20 protein-coding genes are annotated in these 19,041 nt (G+C 71.0%); 8 read left to right on the forward strand and 12 right to left on the reverse strand.

Features of this window, described 5'->3' with window-relative positions:
- Positions 1 to 52: 52 nt before the first annotated feature.
- From ACWCPI_RS09215 to ACWCPI_RS09225, 3 genes are read right to left on the reverse strand one after another with little or no spacing between them, the layout of a single operon-like run.
- On the reverse strand, positions 53 to 799 hold the full coding sequence (locus tag ACWCPI_RS09215) for a succinate dehydrogenase/fumarate reductase iron-sulfur subunit (protein WP_451037507.1): 747 nt from the start codon (positions 797 to 799) through the stop codon (positions 53 to 55).
- Positions 796 to 2,745, reverse strand: coding sequence for a fumarate reductase/succinate dehydrogenase flavoprotein subunit (locus ACWCPI_RS09220; protein WP_451037508.1), 1,950 nt, complete (start codon positions 2,743 to 2,745; stop codon positions 796 to 798). Before ACWCPI_RS09220 ends, ACWCPI_RS09215 begins: the two co-directional genes overlap by 4 nt.
- Before the next feature lies 1 nt (position 2,746).
- On the reverse strand, positions 2,747 to 3,418 hold the full coding sequence (locus ACWCPI_RS09225; RefSeq protein WP_451037581.1) for a succinate dehydrogenase: 672 nt from the start codon (positions 3,416 to 3,418) through the stop codon (positions 2,747 to 2,749).
- Between the two features lie 119 nt (positions 3,419 to 3,537).
- Between ACWCPI_RS09225 and ACWCPI_RS09230 the strand changes: the two genes are divergently transcribed.
- The gene (locus ACWCPI_RS09230; RefSeq protein WP_451037509.1) at positions 3,538 to 4,422 is read left to right on the forward strand and encodes a LysR family transcriptional regulator; all 885 of its coding nucleotides are present in this window, start codon (positions 3,538 to 3,540) and stop codon (positions 4,420 to 4,422) included.
- A gap of 3 nt (positions 4,423 to 4,425) precedes the next feature.
- On the opposite strand, the gene ACWCPI_RS09235 is transcribed toward ACWCPI_RS09230, so the two are convergent.
- The 4 genes from ACWCPI_RS09235 to ACWCPI_RS09250 form a co-directional block, all read right to left on the reverse strand.
- The gene (locus ACWCPI_RS09235) at positions 4,426 to 4,554 is read right to left on the reverse strand and encodes a short-chain dehydrogenase/reductase (RefSeq protein WP_451037510.1); all 129 of its coding nucleotides are present in this window, start codon (positions 4,552 to 4,554) and stop codon (positions 4,426 to 4,428) included.
- A gap of 260 nt (positions 4,555 to 4,814) precedes the next feature.
- Positions 4,815 to 6,950 carry a putative bifunctional diguanylate cyclase/phosphodiesterase gene (locus ACWCPI_RS09240; RefSeq protein ID WP_451037511.1) on the reverse strand — a complete coding sequence of 712 codons (2,136 nt, stop codon included), beginning with the start codon at positions 6,948 to 6,950 and terminating at the stop codon, positions 4,815 to 4,817.
- The gene (locus ACWCPI_RS09245; RefSeq protein ID WP_388805892.1) at positions 6,947 to 7,759 is read right to left on the reverse strand and encodes an SAM-dependent methyltransferase; all 813 of its coding nucleotides are present in this window, start codon (positions 7,757 to 7,759) and stop codon (positions 6,947 to 6,949) included. The genes ACWCPI_RS09240 and ACWCPI_RS09245 overlap by 4 nt, the downstream gene beginning before the upstream one ends.
- 373 nt (positions 7,760 to 8,132) lie before the next feature.
- Positions 8,133 to 9,128, reverse strand: coding sequence for an SCO0930 family lipoprotein (locus tag ACWCPI_RS09250; RefSeq protein ID WP_451037512.1), 996 nt, complete (start codon positions 9,126 to 9,128; stop codon positions 8,133 to 8,135).
- A 325-nt stretch (positions 9,129 to 9,453) separates the two neighbouring features.
- On the opposite strand from ACWCPI_RS09250, the gene ACWCPI_RS09255 reads away from it, so the two are divergent.
- The 3 genes from ACWCPI_RS09255 (at position 9,454) to ACWCPI_RS09265 (ending at position 11,579) form a co-directional block, all read left to right on the forward strand.
- The gene (locus tag ACWCPI_RS09255) at positions 9,454 to 10,038 is read left to right on the forward strand and encodes a hypothetical protein (RefSeq protein WP_451037513.1); all 585 of its coding nucleotides are present in this window, start codon (positions 9,454 to 9,456) and stop codon (positions 10,036 to 10,038) included.
- A 15-nt stretch (positions 10,039 to 10,053) separates the two neighbouring features.
- Positions 10,054 to 10,818, forward strand: coding sequence for a bestrophin-like domain (locus ACWCPI_RS09260; protein WP_451037514.1), 765 nt, complete (start codon positions 10,054 to 10,056; stop codon positions 10,816 to 10,818).
- Positions 10,819 to 11,069: 251 nt separating this feature from the next.
- A complete protein-coding gene (locus ACWCPI_RS09265) occupies positions 11,070 to 11,579 on the forward strand; it encodes a hypothetical protein (RefSeq protein ID WP_451037515.1) in 510 nt (169 codons plus the stop codon).
- A gap of 116 nt (positions 11,580 to 11,695) precedes the next feature.
- On the opposite strand, the gene ACWCPI_RS09270 is transcribed toward ACWCPI_RS09265, so the two are convergent.
- Positions 11,696 to 12,193 (reverse strand): hypothetical protein, encoded by a 498-nt coding sequence (locus ACWCPI_RS09270; protein ID WP_451037516.1) that lies wholly within the window; start codon positions 12,191 to 12,193, stop codon positions 11,696 to 11,698.
- A 331-nt stretch (positions 12,194 to 12,524) separates the two neighbouring features.
- On the opposite strand from ACWCPI_RS09270, the gene ACWCPI_RS09275 reads away from it, so the two are divergent.
- Positions 12,525 to 13,187: a class F sortase gene (locus tag ACWCPI_RS09275; protein WP_451037517.1), complete on the forward strand. Its 663-nt coding sequence runs from the start codon at positions 12,525 to 12,527 to the stop codon at positions 13,185 to 13,187.
- Between the two features lie 41 nt (positions 13,188 to 13,228).
- On the opposite strand, the gene ACWCPI_RS09280 is transcribed toward ACWCPI_RS09275, so the two are convergent.
- The 3 genes from ACWCPI_RS09280 to ACWCPI_RS09290 all read right to left on the reverse strand — a co-directional run bounded on the left by ACWCPI_RS09280 (position 13,229) and on the right by ACWCPI_RS09290 (position 15,793).
- The gene (locus tag ACWCPI_RS09280) at positions 13,229 to 14,077 is read right to left on the reverse strand and encodes a polysaccharide deacetylase family protein (RefSeq protein ID WP_451037518.1); all 849 of its coding nucleotides are present in this window, start codon (positions 14,075 to 14,077) and stop codon (positions 13,229 to 13,231) included.
- Positions 14,078 to 14,193: 116 nt separating this feature from the next.
- The gene (locus tag ACWCPI_RS09285) at positions 14,194 to 14,949 is read right to left on the reverse strand and encodes a phosphatidylglycerol lysyltransferase domain-containing protein (RefSeq protein ID WP_451037519.1); all 756 of its coding nucleotides are present in this window, start codon (positions 14,947 to 14,949) and stop codon (positions 14,194 to 14,196) included.
- 31 nt (positions 14,950 to 14,980) lie between these two features.
- On the reverse strand, positions 14,981 to 15,793 hold the full coding sequence (locus ACWCPI_RS09290) for an alpha/beta fold hydrolase (protein WP_451037520.1): 813 nt from the start codon (positions 15,791 to 15,793) through the stop codon (positions 14,981 to 14,983).
- Positions 15,794 to 15,850: 57 nt separating this feature from the next.
- Between ACWCPI_RS09290 and ACWCPI_RS09295 the strand changes: the two genes are divergently transcribed.
- Complete coding sequence (locus ACWCPI_RS09295) at positions 15,851 to 16,324, forward strand: MarR family winged helix-turn-helix transcriptional regulator (RefSeq protein WP_451037521.1); 474 nt, start codon at positions 15,851 to 15,853, stop codon at positions 16,322 to 16,324.
- A 10-nt stretch (positions 16,325 to 16,334) separates the two neighbouring features.
- Here ACWCPI_RS09295 and ACWCPI_RS09300 read toward each other — a convergent pair whose 3' ends face one another.
- The gene (locus ACWCPI_RS09300) at positions 16,335 to 17,480 is read right to left on the reverse strand and encodes a CapA family protein (protein WP_451037522.1); all 1,146 of its coding nucleotides are present in this window, start codon (positions 17,478 to 17,480) and stop codon (positions 16,335 to 16,337) included.
- A 240-nt stretch (positions 17,481 to 17,720) separates the two neighbouring features.
- Here ACWCPI_RS09300 and ACWCPI_RS09305 point away from each other — a divergent pair, with 240 nt between their 5' ends.
- On the forward strand, positions 17,721 to 18,269 hold the full coding sequence (locus tag ACWCPI_RS09305) for a sigma-70 family RNA polymerase sigma factor (protein WP_451037523.1): 549 nt from the start codon (positions 17,721 to 17,723) through the stop codon (positions 18,267 to 18,269).
- 148 nt (positions 18,270 to 18,417) lie between these two features.
- On the forward strand, positions 18,418 to 18,933 hold the full coding sequence (locus ACWCPI_RS09310) for a hypothetical protein (protein ID WP_451037524.1): 516 nt from the start codon (positions 18,418 to 18,420) through the stop codon (positions 18,931 to 18,933).
- Positions 18,934 to 19,041 lie beyond the last annotated feature (108 nt).

Here is a 19,041-nt window from a genome sequence, read left to right on the forward strand (position 1 = left end):
CCCGGCCCCGCCCGTCCGCACCTGCCGGCGAACGTCTGTGGTGCGCCGGTGTCTACCGCTTCACCTTCCGCGTGGCCCGCAGCCACTCCTTGTTCATGCCGGTGATGGACATGAGCGGGATGCCCTTGGGGCAGGCCGTCGCGCACTCACCGGTGAGCGTGCACCCGCCGAAGCCCTCCTCGTCCATCCGGGCCACCATGTCCAGGACCCGGGTCTCGCGTTCGGGCGCTCCCTGGGGCAGCACGTTCAGGTGGTTGATCTTGGCGGAGGTGAACAGCATCGCCGCCCCGTTGGGGCAGGCCGCCACGCACGCGCCGCAGCCGATGCACTCGGCGTGCTCGAAGGCGTGGTCGGCGTCGGGCTTCGGCACGGGCGTGGCGTGGGCCTCCGGCGCGGATCCGGTCGGCGCGGTGATGTAGCCGCCGGCCTGGATGATCCGGTCGAACGCCGACCGGTCCACCACCAGGTCCTTGATCACCGGGAACGCGGAGGCCCGCCACGGCTCGATGTCGATCGTGTCGCCGTCCTTGAAGGACCGCATGTGCAGCTGGCAGGTCGTCGTGCGCTCGGGCCCGTGCGCGTCGCCGTTGATGACGAGCGAGCAGGCGCCGCAGATGCCCTCACGGCAGTCGTGGTCGAAGGCGACCGGGTCCTCGCCCTTGAGGATGAGCTCCTCGTTGAGGGTGTCGAGCATCTCCAGGAAGGACATGTCGCTGGAGATGCCGTCCACCTCGTACGTGGACATGTGGCCTTCGGCGTCGGCGTTGCGCTGCCGCCAGACGCGCAGGGTGAGCTTCATGCGTAGCTCCGCTGGGTGGGGTGGACGTACTCGAAGACCAGGTCTTCCTTGTGCAGGACGGGTGCGGTGCCCGTGTCGGTGAACTCCCAGGCCGCCGCGTAGGCGAACTCGTCGTCCCTGCGGGCCGCTTCGCCGTCGGGTGTCTGCGACTCCTCACGGAAGTGGCCGCCGCAGGACTCGGCGCGGTGCAGCGCGTCGAGGCACATGAGCTCGGCGAGTTCCAGGTAGTCGACGACCCGGTTGGCCTTCTCCAGCGACTGGTTGAACTCCTCGCCGGAGCCGGGGACCTTGATGCGCCGCCAGAACTCCTCGCGGATCTGCGGGATGCGCTCCAGCGCCTTGCGCAGACCGGAGTCGGTGCGGGCCATGCCGCAGAACTCCCACATCAGTTCGCCGAGTTCGCGGTGGAAGGAGTCCGGCGTACGGTCGCCGTCGACCGCCAGCAGCAGGTTGAGCCGGTCCTGGGTCTCGGCCAGCGCCTCCTGGACGACGGGGTGTTCGTCGGTGACCTTCTCGTGGTGCGGGTTGCGGGCGAGGTAGTCGTTGATCGTGGCCGGCAGAACGAAGTAGCCGTCGGCCAGGCCCTGCATCAGCGCGCTCGCGCCGAGCCGGTTGGCGCCGTGGTCGGAGAAGTTGGCCTCGCCGATGGCGAACAGGCCGGGGACGGTGGTCTGCAGGTCGTAGTCGACCCACAGGCCGCCCATCGTGTAGTGCACGGCCGGGTAGATCCGCATCGGCACCTCGTACGGATCCTCGTCGGTGATCCGCTGGTACATGTCGAAGAGGTTGCCGTACTTGGCCTCGACGGCCGCCCGGCCCATCCGCTCGATGGCGTCCGCGAAGTCCAGGTACACGCCCTGGCCGCCGGGGCCCACTCCCCTGCCCTCGTCGCACACGTTCTTCGCGGCGCGGGAGGCGATGTCGCGCGGGACCAGGTTGCCGAAGGACGGGTAGATACGCTCCAGGTAGTAGTCGCGCTCGTCCTCGGGGATCTGGTTCGCCGGGCGGGTGTCGCCCTTGGCCTTCGGCACCCAGATCCGGCCGTCGTTGCGCAGCGACTCGCTCATCAGCGTCAGTTTCGACTGGTGGTCGCCGGTGCGCGGGATGCAGGTGGGGTGGATCTGGGTGAAGCAGGGGTTGGCGAAGTACGCGCCGCGCCGGTGCGCCCGCCAGACGGCGGTGGCGTTGGAGTTCATGGCGTTCGTCGACAGGTAGAAGACGTTGCCGTAGCCGCCGGAGGCGAGGACGACGGCGTCCGCGAAGTACGTGTCGATCTTCCCGGTGATCAGGTCCCGGGCCACGATGCCGCGCGCCCGTCCGTCGACGACGATCAGGTCGAGCATCTCGGTGCGCGGGTGCATCTCGATGTTCCCCGCGGCGATCTGCCTGCTGAGCGCCTGGTAGGCGCCGAGCAGCAGCTGCTGACCCGTCTGGCCGCGGGCGTAGAACGTACGGGAGACCTGCACGCCGCCGAAGGAGCGGGTGTCGAGCAGACCGCCGTACTCCCGCGCGAACGGCACGCCCTGCGCGACGCACTGGTCGATGATCTCCACCGAGATCTGCGCGAGCCGGTGCACATTGGACTCGCGGGCCCGGAAGTCGCCGCCCTTGACGGTGTCGTAGAACAGCCGGTGGATCGAGTCGCCGTCGTTGCGGTAGTTCTTCGCCGCGTTGATGCCGCCCTGCGCGGCGATGGAGTGGGCGCGGCGCGGGGAGTCCTGGTAGCAGAACTGGACGACGTGGTAGCCCTGTTCGGCGAGCGTGGCGCCCGCGGAGCCGCCCGCCAGGCCGGTGCCGACGACGATCACGGTGTGCTTGCGGCGGTTGGCGGGGTTGACCAGCTTGGCCTCGAAGCGGCGCTTATCCCACCGTTCGTGGACGGGGCCGGAAGGTGCCAAGGCGTCGACGAGAGGGTCGCCGGTCACGTAGTTCGTGTATGCGGTCATGTCAGCTCACCACTCCGGTCATGACGCCCACGGGTACGGCGATGAAGCCGGCCGTGAGCAGCAGCGCGAGGATGTCGGCCGTGGCCTTCAGGGCGCGGTCGCGGGCGCGGCTGCCGACGCCGAGGGTCTGGGCGGCGCTCCAGAAGCCGTGCCGGATGTGCAGGCCGAGGGCGAGCATCGCCACGATGTAGACGACGTTGCCGTACCAGGTGGAGAAGGTGTCCACGACGTTCTGGTACGGGTGGCCCTGCTGGAAGCCGCCGGGGTGCACGGTGCCGGTCGTCAGGTCGAGGATGTGCCAGACGATGAAGAGGCCGAGGATGACGCCGCCCCAGCGCATGGTGCGGGTGGCGTAACTGGCCCGCGGCTTCTTGTGCACGTACTTGCTGGGGCGCGCCCTGATGTCGCGGCGGCTGAGCTGGTACGCCGAGGTGGCGTGGGCGACGACGGCGAGGACCAGCACGATCCGCACGAGCCAGAGCGTCCACTCGTAGTGCATGAACGGCTCACCGACGGTGCGCAGCCAGTGCGCGTAGTGGTTGAACTCGCCCGCCCCGAAGAAGATCTTCAGGTTGCCGATCATGTGGACGACCAGGTACAGCAGCATGATCAGCCCGCTGACAGCCATCACGGTCTTCTTGCCGACGGTGGAGTCCCACACGGTGCGTGCCATGGACGGCCGTCGGTCCGTCCGCGTTGCCAGAGCCATGGCCACGACGCTAGGGCCGGACGGCCCCATCGGTCCAAGACATGGTCCGGCTCGTTTCGATAGGTGGCACCTATGATGGCAGGGTGCAGTTCCAGCAGCTCCAGTACTTCGTGGCGGTCGCCGAGACCCGGCACTTCACCCGGGCCGCCGACCTGGTGCATGTCGCCCAGCCGTCCCTGTCGCAGCAGATCAAGGCGCTGGAGCGGGAGTTGGGCGCGGACCTGTTCCTGCGGGCACGGGGCAACATCACGCTGACGGACGCCGGTGAGGCGCTGCTGCCGCTGGCCCGGCGCATCCTGGCCGACGCCGACACGGCCCGGCACGAGGTCCAGGAGCTGGTGCAGCTGCGCCGCGGCCGGGTCCGCCTCGGTGCGACCCCGAGCCTGTGCACGGGCCTGCTCCCGGACGTGCTGCGCGCCTTCCACGACCGCTACCCGGGCATCCGGTTGCTGATCGAGGAGGGCGGCTCGCACGACCTGGTACGCGAGCTGGCGCGTGGCGCCCTCGACCTCGCTCTGGTCGTCCTGCCGTTGCCCAGCCCCTCCCCCGCGCTGACCACGGTGGAGCTGCTGCGCGAGGACCTGGTGGTCGTCTCCTCCCCCGAGGCGCCCCGCCCGGGCGGCCACCGGCGCACGGTACGCGTCGCCGACCTGGAGGGCGAGCGCCTGGTGATGTTCCGGCACGGCTACGACCTGCGCGAGCTGACCGTGGCCGCCTGCCGCGCCGAGGGCTTCGAACCGGATCTCGCGGTGGAGGGCGGGGAGATGGACGCGGTACTGGGATTCGTGCGGGCGGGGCTGGGCGTGGCCGTCGTCCCCCGCATGGTGGCGGCGCGCGCGGGCCGCGGGCTGCGGGTGACCCCGCTGGCCCGGCCCGGGCTGCACCGGACGATCGCCCTGGCCCACCGCAGCGACGTGGCGCCGCCGCGGGCCGCCCGGGAGCTGCAGCGGATGCTGCTGGAACGGTGAGGATCAGCTCGCGGTCCGGGCTGTCAGCAGGCCCGTCATGCCGATCCGCCGGCAGAAGTCGGCGCGCGCGCTGTCGGCGAGGTCGCTGACCTGCTCCGAGCCGTCGTCGACCGGGTCGATGGTGGTGCTCAAGAGGTCTGCGCACTGTGAGCGTCCGGTCGGGTCGAGTGCTCCGGTACCGTCAGGGGCAGGGCCCGCAGCGCCCTCGTGGCGGAACCGGGTGGGCGCTCGGGCCACGCGGCGGGGTGCGGTGCCGCAGCACGCGAGCCGGGCGGGCATCGTGCGCGGGTCTGCGGCCGCTCCCCGACCTGCCCGCCGGGCGAGCGGGCAGAGTACCTGGGCCGGCCGTACGGGCCCTGGAGACAGGCGACTTCCCCGTACGGCCGCGCGGTTCACCCCGCCGCGTCCACCAGCGCCAGCTCGTGCAGCCGCTCCGGCGGGCCCGGGCGGGCGTAGTACCAGCCCTGGGCGGTGTCGCAGCCCAGTATCCGCAGCTGCTCGGCCTGGGCTCCGGTCTCCACGCCCTCGACCGTCACCGCGAGGTTCAGGCTGTGGGCGAGGGAGACGATCCCCTCGACGATCTTCAGGTCGACGGGATCCGCCGGGAACCGCTGCATGCTCTGGGTGAAGGAGCGGTCCAGTTTGAGGACGCTCACCGGCAGCCGGCGCAGGTTGGCGAGGTTGGAGTAGCCGGTGCCGAAGTCGTCCAGGGCGATGTCCACGCCCATTTCGGCCAGTCGGCGCAGCGGCTTCAGCAGGTCGTCGTCGGCGCCGATCAGGGCCGACTCCGTGACCTCCAGGCACAGGGCGTCCGGCGCGACACCCGCGCGCTCCAGGATGTCCACCGTGTCCTGCACGAGGCCGGGGTGGGTGAGCTGGCACGGCGAGAGGTTGACGTTGATCCGGAGCGGGCCCGCGTCGTGGTGGCGTTCTCGCCATTCGCGCGCCTGACGCACCGACTGCTCCAGCACCCAGCGGCCGAGCGGGACGATGAGTCCCGTGTGCTCGGCGAGCGGGATGAACCGGTCCGGTCCGAGGATGCCGTGCTGCGGATGCAGCCAGCGCACCAGGGCCTCCGCGCCGCGCACGCTGCCGTCGCCGAGGTGGACCAGCGGCTGGTACTCGATGAAGAACTCGCCGCGCTCCAGGGCCGTCGGCAGCGCCGTGGTCAGCCCGTGCCGGGTGATGGCGCGGGCGTCGGCCTCGGGGTCGGCCAGCTCGAAGCGGTTGCCGCCGGCCGACTTGGCCCGGTACATCGTGATGTCGGCGCTGCGCAGCACCTCCGCCGGGCTGCGCTCCCCGGCCGGCCCTTCGACGATGCCGATGCTGCCGCGCACGGTCAGCTCCCGGCCGTCCACGCTGATCGGCGCGACCAGCGCGTTCATGATCCGGGTGGCCAGCTCGTCCACCTCGCGCTCGGTGTCGGGTCCGGTGGTCAGCGCCACGAACTCGTCGCCGCCGAGCCGCGCGACCATCTCGCCGGGCGCGGTGGCGCAGGACTGCAGCCGGTCGGCGACCTCGACGAGCAGCCGGTCGCCGGCCGCGTGACCGAGGCTGTCGTTGACGGTCTTGAAGCCGTCCAGGTCGAGATAGCACAGGCCGAACCGCTGTCCTTCGCCGGCACCCAGTGCCTTCTCCAGGCGTTCGAAGAAGAACGTGCGGTTGGGCAGGCCCGTGAGGGCGTCGTGCGTGGCCTCGTAGCGCAGCCGCAGATTGAGCAGGCGCCGCTCGGTGGTGTCCTCCATCAGGGCCAGCTGGTACTGCGGTTCGCCGTCGGCGTCGCGCAGCAGGGAGACCGTGAGGTTGGTCCACAGGACCGTCCCGTCAGGGCGGTAGAAGGCCTTCTCGACGTGGTAGTGCTCGCGCTCGCCGCGCACGAGCTCGTCGTAGAGCTTCCAGGTCTGCGGCGCGTCCTCGGGGTGGGTCCACTCCTTGACGTTGCGGCTGCGGATCGCCTGTTCGGAGACCCCGAACATACGCAGCAGCGCCCCGTTGACCTGCAGTATGTTGCCGGCGAGGTCGGAGATGCCGATTCCTATGGCGGCGCCCTCGAAGACCGCGCGGAAGCGGGCCTCGGTGGCGTGCAGCGCCTGTGCCACCACGCCCTGCGCCTTCAGGGCCGCCGCGGAGATCGCCTCCTGCTCGGCCAGCGTCCGCTCGCGCAGCGCCTGGGCGTACCCGGCGGCCATCGCGTGCTGGAGCCGCGCCGATCGGGCCCGCAGGTCCTCCTGGTCGCCGTCGCCGCCGCAGTAGAGCACCAGGTAGGCGTCCACGCAGTCCAATGAACGGCTGAGCGCCTCGGGGTCGGTGCAGTGCGCGGCGACGAGCGCGGCTCCGACGGCCTTGCCCTCGTCCGCCGCGAAGGCCCTGGCCCTGAGCGCCTCACTCAACCGCCGGGCCAGCGGCAGCAGTTGGTCCTCGAACTCCGGCCGGGTCGACGACGTCGAGGTCACCGGGAAGACCGCCCGGCTCCAGATCGTCGCGAACCGGCGCAGTCTGTCCTCCGGCCCGTCCGGCCCCGCGCTCACGCCGTACGCCCCACGCCTGCGAACCCGGAGAAGGCATACGGGTCCTCGTCCTCCGGTGCGGTGTCCGGCCGCCAGAGCGGCATCGGCACCAGTCCCGGTTCCACCATGTCGTACCCCTCGAAGAACCGCGCGATCTCCTCGCGCGAGCGCATGATCAGCGGGTTGCGAATGTCCTTGTATACGTCGACCGTGCCCTTGGCCCGCCCCTCGGGCAGCGGGATTCCCTCGTACGAGGCATGTGTGAGCACCAGCATGCTGCCGGGGGCGAGTGCGTCACGCAGCTCGGCCACCGCCCTGCACGGGTCGTCCTCGTCCTCCACGAAGTGCAGTATGGCAACGAGCAGCAACGCCACCGGTCGCTTCAGATCGATGAGGCGCTCGACCTGTGAACTCGTCAGAATGTCCTGGGGCTTGCGCAGGTCCGCGGCGACGACGTCCGCGCCGTCGTTGCCCTCCAGGACGGCCTGGCTGTGCGCGACGGCGACCGGGTCGTGGTCGACGTACACCACGCGGGCGCCGGGGTCGGCCTTCTGGGCCACCTCGTGGACGTTGCCGAACGTCGGGATGCCGGAACCGATGTCCAGGAACTGGGTGATGCCCTCGTCGACCGCGAAGCGCACCGCGCGGCGCATGAACGCCCGGTTGGCCTGCATGATCTTGGGGAGCCCCGGCATGAACTCCATGGCCTTGCGGGCTGCTTCCCGGTCGACCTCGAAGTTGTGCGAACCGCCCAGGTAGTAGTCGTAGATCCGCGAGACACTGGGCACCGAGATGTCGATGCTCCGTGGGGCCCAGGCGGGACGCTCCATCTATCTCTCCAAGGCTTAGGCGATCCGGTGTTCGAGCAGAGGCTACTGATCGCCCGCCAAAGGAGCGAGCGGAAACGGAAATTGACCATCCGTTCCCGGTCACTGCCAGCGGCACGTGCCGTATTGATGCCCCGTACACCGGGCGCGAAAAGCACCCGAAGCGTTCCACAGACCTCCGAACCATGGTGAAGAGGGCGAAGGACACGGGTGAACGACGACAAACCGGTCCGCCCCCTGCTGGTGGAACCGCAGGGGGCGGACCGGTTCGGTCGGGCGCGCCGTCCGTTCGTCCGGCACTCTCTCCGTTTCGTCCCTCCCTTCCGTGATCGGTACTCGACCGGGTGAGGCGATCAACCCTGGGGAGGTGTGATCTCTACTGCTGGGGCGCGCCGACCGGCTTGCCGTCGGGGCGGATGGCGTACCAGGTACCGCCGACGCCCTGACCGTTGGTGTCTCCGGGCTTCTTGTCACCGGCGAAGGTGTAGATCGGGACGCAGTCGATGGTCTGCTGCTTCAGCCCGTCGGGCCGGTCGAAGACCACATAGCCCTGCCCCCGGGGACCGGAGCCCTTCAGATCGATGCCCTCGGTGTCCTCGGCATCGACCGGCTCGATGACCGGCCACTTGTCCAGACAGGCGCCGGTGCACGCCGTCTTCATCGGCCAGGGCGAGTCCTTCATGAAGCGGTAGACCGTCATGCCGTTCTTGTCGATGACGATCTCGCCGAGCTTGGGGTCCTTGCGTGTGGACAGCCCGGGCAGGTCGGCCGCCCCCGCGCCCCCCTTCGCCTTCTTGCCGTCGGGGGCGAGCGCGTACCAAGTACCGCCGACGCCCTGGCCGTTGACATCACCGGCGGCGGTGTCCTTGGCGAAGCGGTAGGCCGGCCAGCCGTCGACGGTCAACTGCTTGCTGCCGTCGGACCGGGTGACCGAACCGAGCAGCGACTTGTCGATGCCGGCGCCGGCCGTGGCGTCGTCCGCGGGGACCGGCGGCCACTTCTTCGCGCAGTCGCCGTCGCAGCTGGACTTGGGCGGCTCCGCGGTGTCCTTGTCGAAACGGTAGAGCGTCAGACCGGCGCTGTCGGTGAGCACCTTGCCGAGTTCCTGGTTGGTGGAGACGGACAGCTCACCGGCGGAGGCGCCCTGTGCCGCGGCATTCTCCTGACCGGCCGCGCCGACTCCGGCGCCGGTGCCCGTGCCGGTTCCGCTCCCCAAACCGGTGCCGGCGGTTCCGTAGTCGCCGGCCGCGGCCGTGGCACCCACGTTCTGGCTGCTCGCCGGCGGGGCGGTTTCCTGCCCACATGCCGTCGTCAGCGCCAGCACTGCCACGGCGCTCACCACGAGCGAGGCGCTCCGCCACGAGGTCTTCATCGTCAACTCCCCATACTCACAAGGGTGTTGCAGCGCCCTGCTGCGCCGCCGCACGACAAGAGGTACGCACGAGAGCCACGACTGTGTTCAACGGGCGCGCAAATTTCTTTCCTAAAGCATGGGACGCGGGTCCTTTGAACCCCGGCCGCCCCACGTGCGCGTCGCACGCGCGTACGTCCCGGCAGTCACGTCCGTGCCCGCCGGTCAAACCATCGAGGGCCTTTCGTCGCCCGTTCGGGGCATTCCGCCCGCACTGCGGCGTGCCGGAGCACACACCGGCCTGAAGATCTTCGTCGTGCATGCACTCGATCCGACCCAATCCGCCTTGACGACACGGTTGTTGACGGTGGCGGCGCTGACCTGGCTGCTGGTCGCGGCGCCGGCCGGCGTGGCGGTTGCCGACGCCTGCGCGTACGCCGGCACCGGTCCGGACGGCGCGCAGGCGGTGGCGGTGGCCGGGAGCCGCACCTGGCCGACGCCTCCGCAGTGCCCGGCACCGACGCCGACACCCACACCCACACCCACCCCGACGCCGACACCCACACCCACTCCGGACCCCGTGCCCCCGGCGCCGTCACCACCGAAGCCCACGCCCACCGCGAAACCCGAGCCACCGCGGCCCGCGCCACCGCCACCCCCGGCCGCACCGGCCCCCCGGCCCGCGCCGCCCCGGCCGCGGCCGGCCCCGACACCGCCTCCCGCGCCGAAGCCGACGCCCACCCCGGCCGCTCCCGCGCCGAAACCGTCGGTCAAGCCCACCCCGAGCCCGTCCACGACCCCCGTGCACTACCCGCCCTACCGCGCCGCCCCGCACCGGCGCCCGGCGCACGACGCGCCGTCACCTCTCACTTTCGTCCTGCTCATCGCGGCACCCGCGATCGTCGCCGTCGCCGCACTGCGTCCGCGCTGACCCTGGAGGCTTCCGTTGCCGGAATGGCTTGTTCTCACCCTCGCGATGCTGGCCGCCTGCGCCGTGGTGGTCATCATCACCTTCGTACGGCACCGCACCGCCCCCGAGGACGAGGACCCCTCCGAGACCCCTGACGTCATCGAGTACATGACGATGTGGATCGGCGTGGTGTACGCCATCGTCCTGGGCCTGGCCATCGCCGGTGTGTGGGAGGGCCGCAGCGCCGCGCAGGACCACGTACAGGCGGAGGCCACGGCGCTGCACGAGATCTCGGAGCGCGTCCGGGTCTATCCGGCCGACACCCGCGACCGCATTCGGGACGATGTCAACGCCTATGTCGGACACGTCGTCACCACCGAGTGGAAGACGATGTCCGAGGAGGGCCGGGTCACCGAACGCGGCACCGCGCTCCTGCAGCGCATCCGTGAGGACGTCACCGACTACCAGCCGGGGACGGACTTCGAGGCCCAGGCCTACCAGCCGCTCCTCGACCAGGTGACCGCCGCCGACCAGGCCCGTATCGCCCGCGCGAACTCCACCGGCGAGACCATGCCGGGCGTGGTGTGGTTCGGGCTCATCGCGGGCGGCGTCGTCACCATCGGGATGATCTTCGCCCTGCAGATCCGGCGCACGCCCCGTGAGCTGGTCCTCGCCGGTGTGTTCTCCGCGCTGATCGCCTTCCTGCTCTTCCTCATCTGGGATTTCGACGCTCCGTACAGCCGGGGCGTCACGGCGTCGGCCGAGCCCTTCTTCGATCTGTTCCCGCACATCAAGGGCTGACGGGTTCAGCCGGCGCGCCGACCGGGGGGCGTGGGCACGCGGCGACGCACCCGATGTGCGGGCCGCCACGCCGTGCCGGTCCCCCGGTGGTGGGAGCGGCTTCCCCTGAGCGGCCCACACCTGTGCCCCATTCGCACGACAGCGATCGCGCGCGGGTGCGCGTCTTCCTAGCGTTCGGATCATCGAGGTGCATGCCCGACACGAGCGGAAGAAGGTCCGCAGCAGCTCCTCGGGGACCCGGAGGGAACACCATGCGCGCGATACGCGTTGCTTCGGCCGCACTGCTGGGCGTCAGCGCCCTCGTCATGACCGCCCCCGCCGCGCAGGCGAGCGGTGAGTCCGACGGCTTCCGAGTCAGTGTCCTGCCCTCCACCGTCGCCCCCGGTGGCCGGGTCACGCTGCGCGCGACCGGCTGCGAGAAGAGCGTGAGCGTGTCCTCGGGCGTCTTCGACACCGTCATCATCCCGCGGGGGTACACGACGGCCAGGGTGAAGGTCGACTGGGACGCCAAACCGGGTGCGGTGTACGAGGTGTCCTTCCACTGCGGCACGTTCTGGCAGGACGTCGACCTCACCATCGCCGGCGGCCGGCACGTCAGCCCGGTGCCCGACTACCGGCAGCACGGCGTCCAGGCGGGCGAGGGGGGCAGCCTGGCCGACCTGAACCTGAAGCAGATCGGGCTGGGTGCCGCGCTCATCACGGCTTCGCTCGGGACGGCGTACCACCTCTCCCGGCGCCGCGGCGGCGAGGACGGCGGCTGACCGGGCCCGTCGGCACCGCCCGGACACGGCTTCGCCCCGGATCCCCCGCGAAGGGGGCCGGGGCGAAGGTGTGTCCACGTGCGGTCCGGGTGCCTCCGTCTGCGCCGGACAGCCCCTCAGATCTGCCTCTCCGAGCGCCGCCGCATCCAGAACACACCGCCGCCGACCAGGGCCACGGCGATGAGCCCGGCGCCGATGGCCATGTCGGTCGGCGTCGCTCCCGTGGAGGTGCTGCCGCCGAGGCCGCCCCTGACACCGCCGATGACGGTGAAGGCGTTGGGGTGCGTCAGGGGCCGGCCGGCGCCGTCGCAGTGGACCGTGATGCTGTGCGCACCCGGCCTCGCGTGCCGGTCGATCGTCGCGGTGCCCTTGGCCGTGCTGCCGCTGACCGGGAACAGCCGGGTGGGCCGGAAGGCGTCCGAGGTCGCCGTGCCGCCTCTCGGGCAGCCGTCGACGGTGATGGTCAGCTGCCCGCCGCGCGCGATGACGCTGGGCATGGCGACGATGTTGCTGGGGCCGACGGGCATGCCGTCCCGAGCTTGTGCCGCCGGGGCGGCGAGGCCGAGGGCGGCGACCGCGGTGGCAGCGGCCGCCAGGGCACGAGTAGTACGCATGTGATCCTCCGCGGAAGACGCCCCGGGAACCGTCCCCGGTCGATCGGCGAGAAAGCGCCTCCCAGAAAGACCCTCAGATGACGTGCGCGAGGCCGCATTTCGGCGATGGTCCGTCCTGGTGAGAGGACACGCCGACCGATGAGCCCACAATCCGATATTGCCGCAGGTCACGGACCGTCAGAATTTTCCTGCCGGCGGCAACTCGGATGGCTCACCGGTGAAAAGGGGGCCACCCGTTCGCATCCGCCCCGTCGCCGGTTCCCGGCGCGCGACTTAGCGTTTTCCTATGCGCGATTGACGTGGCGACGGCCGCGTCGAGAGGGGAAGCCGAATGTATGGGTCCGAGCAGGCCGAAGAGGAGGAGCGGCGGAAGAAGCATGCTCCTTGGGGCGTGATAGCGCTTGTTCTGCTGACCGGTCTCGCGCTCATTCGCAATGGCTCGGGGGAGTTCGACACGGGACCGCCGCAGCCCGCCTCGGCGGCGGCCCCGGACAGCCGGGTACCGGGCGGCGTCTTCGCGGCGGCCGCGCGGCCGCTGCCGTACGCCATGCCGGAACGGGTGCGGATTCCCGGGATCCAGGTCGACGCGCCGATGATCCCGGTCGGATTGGACATGGACGGCTGGATCGGCGCTCCGCCGCCCGAGGATCCCAACCTGGCGGGCTGGTTCACCGGTTCCGTGTCCCCCGGCGAGAAGGGCACGTCGGTGGTCGTCGGCCATGTCGACAACGCTCAGGGGCCCGCGGTGTTCTATGGGCTCGGCTCCCTCAGGCAGGGAAATCGCGTCGAGGTCGTCCGGCAGGACGGAAAGACGGCTGTTTTCGAGATCTACGGCGTGGAGGTGTTCGAGAAGAACAACTTCCCCGGCGACCGGGTCTACGCCTCGAAAGGCACCGCCGAATTGCGGGTCATCACGTGCGGTGGCGGTTTCTCCAAACAGAACGGTTATGACGGGAACGTCGTCGCTTTCGCCAGCCTGGTCGAGGTGCGCTGAACGTTCCGCACCGGGCCGGCGAAAGCCGGCGCGACCGCCCGTCAGGCGTACTTCCGTTCGGGGACGGTGACGAAGTATCCGGCGTCGAGCAGCTGCGGCAGGTACGACCGCAGCGCCATGACGCTCTGGGAGCGGTCGCCCCCGGCGTCGTGCGAGAGCACGACGACGCCGGGGGCGGCGCCGTTCTCGACCCGGTCGACGATGGTGCGGGTGCCCGGCGCCATCCAGTCGAGGGTGTCGACGGTCCAGGCCAGCGGCTCCATGCCGAGCTCGGCGCCGAGTTGGAAGGCGGCACGGTTCCAGGCACCGTAGGGGGCCCGGAACCAGAGGGGGCGATCGCCGTACGCCGCCTCGACGATGTCGCTGGTGCGCTCCATCTCGGCGCGGATCCGGGCGCGGCTGAGACGGGTGAGCAGCGGGTGGGACCAGGTGTGGTTGCCGACCGCATGGCCCTCGTCGGCCATCCGCGCCAGCAGGTCCTTGTTGTCGGCGACCATCTCGCCGCACACGAAGAACATCGCGCGTACGTCGTACTCGCGCAGGATGTCCAGGATGTAGGGGGTGTACCGGGCGTCGGGTCCGTCGTCGAAGGTCAGCACCATGGTGCGGCCCCGTCCGGACACCCGCAGGAACGGCGCGCGCCGTACGAGGGGCCGGCGGGGCGTTGTACGGGGCGGGCCGTATCCCGTCAGGGGCTGGAGTCGATAGGCGGAGGGCTTGAGCGCGCGGTGCGCCTGCGGGCCCGCGGCCGGGGCGGCGGGCCGGATCGGCTTCTCGCCCGCGATCGTCGTGAACAGTCCGGCGGCGCCGGCGGCTCCGACGGCGGCGGCACCGGCGAGCAGCGCGCGGCGCCGCGTGAGCGGACCTGTGAGCGACTGATCCTTCGTCATGACTCATCAGTCGCCCGGGGAGGGACCGGTGGACCACGGCGGCACCGGGACGGCGGCAGGAAAACGCTCGACCGGCCGAGCCCGGGTGGCGGCCGCGCCTGACTTGTGACGTGGGGTCAGCCGCGGGCGGCGGGCCGGAGACCAGGTCGAGGTAGCGCATGCGGACCTCGGCCTCGGGGTGGGCGAGGCAGCGGCGTTCGCCGAGGAGGGGACTCGGTCACCCCCGCCGATGTCGGTGTCGGTGGCGGTGGCGGTGGTGAGGCGGTCGAGGCCGTGCCGGGCCGGTCTCCCCGCGGGTGAGGGCGAGTTGGTGGTCGACGACGCGGACGTCGGCCGGGGCGTGGTGCGGGGCGTATGCCTACGGGGCAGCGGTCCAGGGCGTCCGCGCGCAGCCGGTCGAAGGCGCGGTGCCGGATGCGGACCTGTTGGGGCAGGCCGGCACCTGGTCCGGCGGCCCCGGCCCCATCCCCTCCTTCGGGGCCGAGCGCCGCCGGCGAGGGCAGTCCCTGAGTGGTGGCGGGACGTGACCCGTTCCTCGGGTGCCCTTTTCTGCGGAGTCTGCTCAGCGAAGTACCGAGCCGAACTGCTCTGGAGTACGGAGACGACCTGTTCGGCGATGGCGGAGGCACGGCCGATACGGCGAGTAAGGGCCCTGCCGTAGCGGATGAAGCGGGGCACCAGTGCGGCCGGTACTCGGCGTTGGAGCGGTACAGGGCCTCCGGCTGCCACCACTTGGAGAAGAACAGCAGCAGGGGGCGCCACGGTCGCAGCACCGGTCCGGCGTCGACACGGGCGCCCCCTTCGAAGACCGAGCGGGAGACGGCGACGTTCAGTGAGATCCCGCGCGCCCCGACTGGGGCGCCGCCGCGCACAGTTCGGCGACCGTGGGCTCCCGGCGGTGCGTCAGAGTGTTCGCAGGAACTCCAGCACGATCTCGTTGAAGACCTGTGGCTTCTCCATGTTCGGGTAGTGCCCGACGCCGTCGACGGTGAGCGACCGGCCGTCGGGCACGGTGCGGGCGACGCGTTCGGCCATCGCGATGCTGTCCGGTGCGTCGAGGGCGCCGTGGACGGCCAGGACGGGGACGTCGATCTTCGGCAGGCGCGGCCAGGTGTCGTTCAGGGGCACGTGCCATTCCTGTTCGCCGGGCGTGTGCTTGGCGAGCGTGTGTGCGACCATCTCCCGGAGCCGGTGGACGACCTCGGGATCGACCTCGTCCACCGTGCGGTGCGGGCCTGCCACTCCCCGCGCGAAGTGGTCGAGCCATCCCTCGACGTCGCCGGCGGCCAGCAGCCGGGCGGCCTCGGCCACGTGCTCCAGCGTCCCCGGGTCGGTGAACTCGAACTCGCTGGTGCCGGCTCCGCTGACGACGACCGCGCGGACCAGTTCGGGGTATTCCAACGCGGTGTCGGTCGCGACCGCCGAGCCCATGCACAGGCCGACCAGGGCCGCGGGGCCGACGTCGAGGTGGCGGAGCAGTCCGGCGAGGTCGTCGGCCCAGCGGAACGGGCGGCTCGCGTTGGCCGAGAAGCCGTGTCCGCGCACGTCGGGTGCGATCACCCGGTAGTGGGCGGCCAGGGCCGTCATCTGGTCGTCGAAGACGCGATGGTCGGCGTAGCCGGAGTGCAGCAGTACCACGGGGTCCCCGGCTCCCAGGTCGCGGTAGGCCAGGTCCCCGTCGGCAGAGGCGAAGAAGCTCAGTTCGTCGACTGTCATGACAACCAAGGTGTCATCCTGGGCCCACTTTGGCAACCCAGGTGTCATGATGGGCTGGTGACCGAAACCGAGGAACCACTCCCGCCCGATGAGCTCGGCCATCGCCTCACCGCGGTGTTCGACCTCGTGGGCCCGCTCTACCGGACCGCCGCGCGCAAGGTGGAGCTGGCCGAACCCATCGAGGGGGCGTCCGCCGGAGTGCGGGCCGTGCTGAACCTGCTGCGCCAGAACGGGCCCATGACCGTTCCCCAGATGGGCCGGGCCCAGGCGCTGAGCCGGCAGTTCGTGCAGCGCATGGTCAACGACGCGGCCGCCCGGGGCTGGGTGGAGACCATCCCGAACCCGGCGCACCAGCGCTCGTCCCTGATCCGGCTCACCGAGGCGGGCGCGGCGACCATCACGGCCGTACTCGCCCGTGAGCACACCCTCAACCGGCAGGTCGGCGGCGGACTGACCGACGCCGAGGTGCGGGCGTGCGTGCGGGTGCTGACCGAGATGGTGCGCACCTTCGACCACGTCGACGTCGACTGAGCCCGCTCCCCTACTCCCCCATCACCAGGCCGTCCTCCGCCGCCCCCCGGCTGAGCACGACGTCGCGGATCCGGTCCCGTACGCCGTTCAGCTCTGCGCCCTTGTCGATCGCGCGGTTGAGGTCGACCACCCGGCCGGCGTCGATGTCGAAGTACTGGGGGATGAACTCGGCCTTGGTCACCTCCCAGCGCCCGTCGGCGCGGTCGGGCGGCGCGAAGGTGAAGCGGCCGAGCGTGGACTGGTTGCCGCGCGGATCCTGCACGCCCTGGTGGTTGTACATCGCGCCCGCGACCTGGTCGCCCATGCCGTAGACCACCCAGGTGCCGTTGACCTTCTCGTACGCCTGCGGGACGTGGGCGTGGGTGCCGAGGATCAGGTCGATGTCGGGGCGCTCGCCGGTCCGGGAGCCGGTGAGGGAGCGGGCGAGGGCCAGCTGCTGGTCGTCGGGCTCGTCCTGCCACTCGGTGCCCCAGTGCAGCGAGACGACGACCACGTCGGCGCCGGCCTTGCGGGCGGCGCGGGCGTCCGCCACGATCTTGCCCTCGTCGATGAGGTTGACGGCCCAGGGCTGCCCGGCGGGCAGCGGGAAGCCGCTGACGCCGTACGTGTACGCGAGGTGGGCCACCTTGGCGCGGCCCGCCCGCAGCACCGTGACGGCACGCGCCTCGCCCTGGGTGCGGGCCGTTCCCGCGTGGCGTACCCGCGCCTTGTCGAGGGCGTTCAGGGTGCGCAGGATGCCCGCGGCCCCGTCGTCGAGGCTGTGGTCGGAGGCGGTGGAGCAGCCGTCGTAACCGGTGGCGGCGACCCCGCGGGCGATCTCCGGAGGGGACTTGAAGGTGGGGTAGCCGGTGTACTGGCCGCCCTCGCCGTAGACGGTCTCCATGTGACACAGCGCCAGGTCGGCCCGCGAGACGACGGGTTCGACACCGGCCAGCATCGGGCGGAAGTCGTAGCCGGAGCCGCCCGCGTCGAAGCGCGCGCGGTCGATGACCGAGGTGTGCGGGAGGATGTCGCCGGAGGCGACGAGCGTGAAGCCGCGGGGGTCGGCGGAGGCGCCCGGATGCCCCGGACCCTTGTGGTTGTTGGCCTGGCAGGCGGCGCCTGCGGCGAGGGCGGCCGTCAGAGCGAGGGCCGCAAGTCGACTGCGTGCAATCATCAACTCACCCCGGATGGTCTTATTTACCCACCAATAGGTATGAATCTGGACCTGATCGCAAACAATCCGGCCACTTCTGTTAGCCCGTCCGCGTACCGCCCCAGGCGGAACCGACCGTTCACCGGCCGACGCAGGCGGAAGGGACCGTTCGTCGAACCGTTCGTCGACGCGATCGACCGTCCGCCGCAGACCCGTGTGCGCGCCCTGTCCCGGAAAGGCCGCCTGCGATGCCATACGGCCATGACGGCCGGAACCACCCTGCCCCAAGGGACGACGACCGCCGAGCACGAGCTCGCCGCGCTGCAGCGCGAGCACGGCCGGCCCCTTTTCGCGCTCCTGCTCCGGCTCTGCGACGGCGACCGGCAGCGCGCCGAGGACCTCGTGCAGGAGACCCTGGTGCGCGCCTGGCAGCACCCCGAGGCGCTGCGCGCGGCTGACTTCGAGTCCGTGCGGCCCTGGCTCATGACGGTCGGGCGGCGGCTCGCGATCGACGCGCGCCGCGCCCGGCAGGCACGGCCGCCGGAGGTCGGCGACGCGATCCTGGAGAACGCCCGGGTGATCTCCGACCACGCCGAGCGGGCCGCCGAGGTGCTGGACGTCCGTGAGGCTGTGAAGACACTCACTCCCGAGCACCGTGAAGTCCTGGTGCTCGTGTACTTCCAAGGGGCGAGTGTTGCGGAGGCCGCGGAAACCCTGGGGATCCCGCCCGGTACCGTGAAGTCCCGCGCTTACTACGCGCTGCGCGCCCTGCGCAGGGTGCTTCCGGGATACGCGGCCGACCTGCGGTGAAACCAATGGCTGAGTCAAACCTCCGTAAAGCGCCTTGCTGAAGACACCGGTTGAGTAATCGGCTGTCCTCATCCGTGTTCCGGATTGGGCCCCAGGGCCCAAGGGCCCCGGGTCGGGCGACGCACTCACCGGAGGAAGGCAGGAAGGGATGCTGCACAGAGGTCAAGAGAGCACGGACGGCACCGGCGGCGGTGAACTGGCCGTCCCCATGGCGTGGTTGTACGCCGAGTACATCGCCGACGAGCTGCTGCGCACCGGCGATCTGATGCCGCCGACGTCCTTCGAGTTCCGCGCCGGGCGCGACGCCCTGGCGCTGACCATCTTCCTGTCCGACACCGACGGCGAGCTCTCCGGCATCCGGGTCGTCACCCAGCTGGAGACCTGGCTCTCGCTGACGGCGTACGACCAGCCGTGGCAGGACTGGGTGGGCGAGCGCATGGCGGGTCTCGCGGCGGAGGCGGTCGAGGCCGGCGGACCCGCACCCGACCTGGAGCTGGCCGAGGCGGCCTGGCGCTGGCTGCAGGAGACCGAGCTGCTCGCACCCGATCTCAACGCGGTTCCGGGCGGCGGCGCGCTGGTCGGCGAGGACGAGGGACCGAAGGTGTGGACCCCGGCGTGGCAGCTGGGGCTGCCGCTCGGGCACCTCGCCATCCATCTTTTTTAAGTTCTTTCCGCCTCGGACCAATCCTCGGGCCCGACCGCTCCGAATCCTTTGGTTGCGATTCGGTGCGTGGCTTGAGTGATTCGACTGTCTGGTGCGTACCAGTGGGCG

Source organism: Streptomyces sp. NPDC001920 (genome assembly GCF_053594495.1).

Coding starts and splice junctions, on each gene's coding strand:
- ACWCPI_RS09225 (WP_451037581.1), bottom strand. CDS start 3,418: ATGGCACGCACCGTGTGGGACTCCACCGTCGGCAAGAAGACCGTGATG.
- ACWCPI_RS09290 (WP_451037520.1), bottom strand. CDS start 15,793: ATGACAGTCGACGAACTGAGCTTCTTCGCCTCTGCCGACGGGGACCTG.
- ACWCPI_RS09245 (WP_388805892.1), bottom strand. CDS start 7,759: ATGGAGCGTCCCGCCTGGGCCCCACGGAGCATCGACATCTCGGTGCCC.
- ACWCPI_RS09305 (WP_451037523.1), top strand. CDS start 17,721: ATGACGGCCGGAACCACCCTGCCCCAAGGGACGACGACCGCCGAGCAC.
- ACWCPI_RS09215 (WP_451037507.1), bottom strand. CDS start 799: ATGAAGCTCACCCTGCGCGTCTGGCGGCAGCGCAACGCCGACGCCGAA.
- ACWCPI_RS09280 (WP_451037518.1), bottom strand. CDS start 14,077: ATGACGAAGGATCAGTCGCTCACAGGTCCGCTCACGCGGCGCCGCGCG.
- ACWCPI_RS09250 (WP_451037512.1), bottom strand. CDS start 9,128: ATGAAGACCTCGTGGCGGAGCGCCTCGCTCGTGGTGAGCGCCGTGGCA.
- ACWCPI_RS09220 (WP_451037508.1), bottom strand. CDS start 2,745: ATGACCGCATACACGAACTACGTGACCGGCGACCCTCTCGTCGACGCC.
- ACWCPI_RS09270 (WP_451037516.1), bottom strand. CDS start 12,193: ATGCGTACTACTCGTGCCCTGGCGGCCGCTGCCACCGCGGTCGCCGCC.
- ACWCPI_RS09265 (WP_451037515.1), top strand. CDS start 11,070: ATGCGCGCGATACGCGTTGCTTCGGCCGCACTGCTGGGCGTCAGCGCC.
- ACWCPI_RS09310 (WP_451037524.1), top strand. CDS start 18,418: ATGCTGCACAGAGGTCAAGAGAGCACGGACGGCACCGGCGGCGGTGAA.
- ACWCPI_RS09275 (WP_451037517.1), top strand. CDS start 12,525: ATGTATGGGTCCGAGCAGGCCGAAGAGGAGGAGCGGCGGAAGAAGCAT.
- ACWCPI_RS09300 (WP_451037522.1), bottom strand. CDS start 17,480: ATGATTGCACGCAGTCGACTTGCGGCCCTCGCTCTGACGGCCGCCCTC.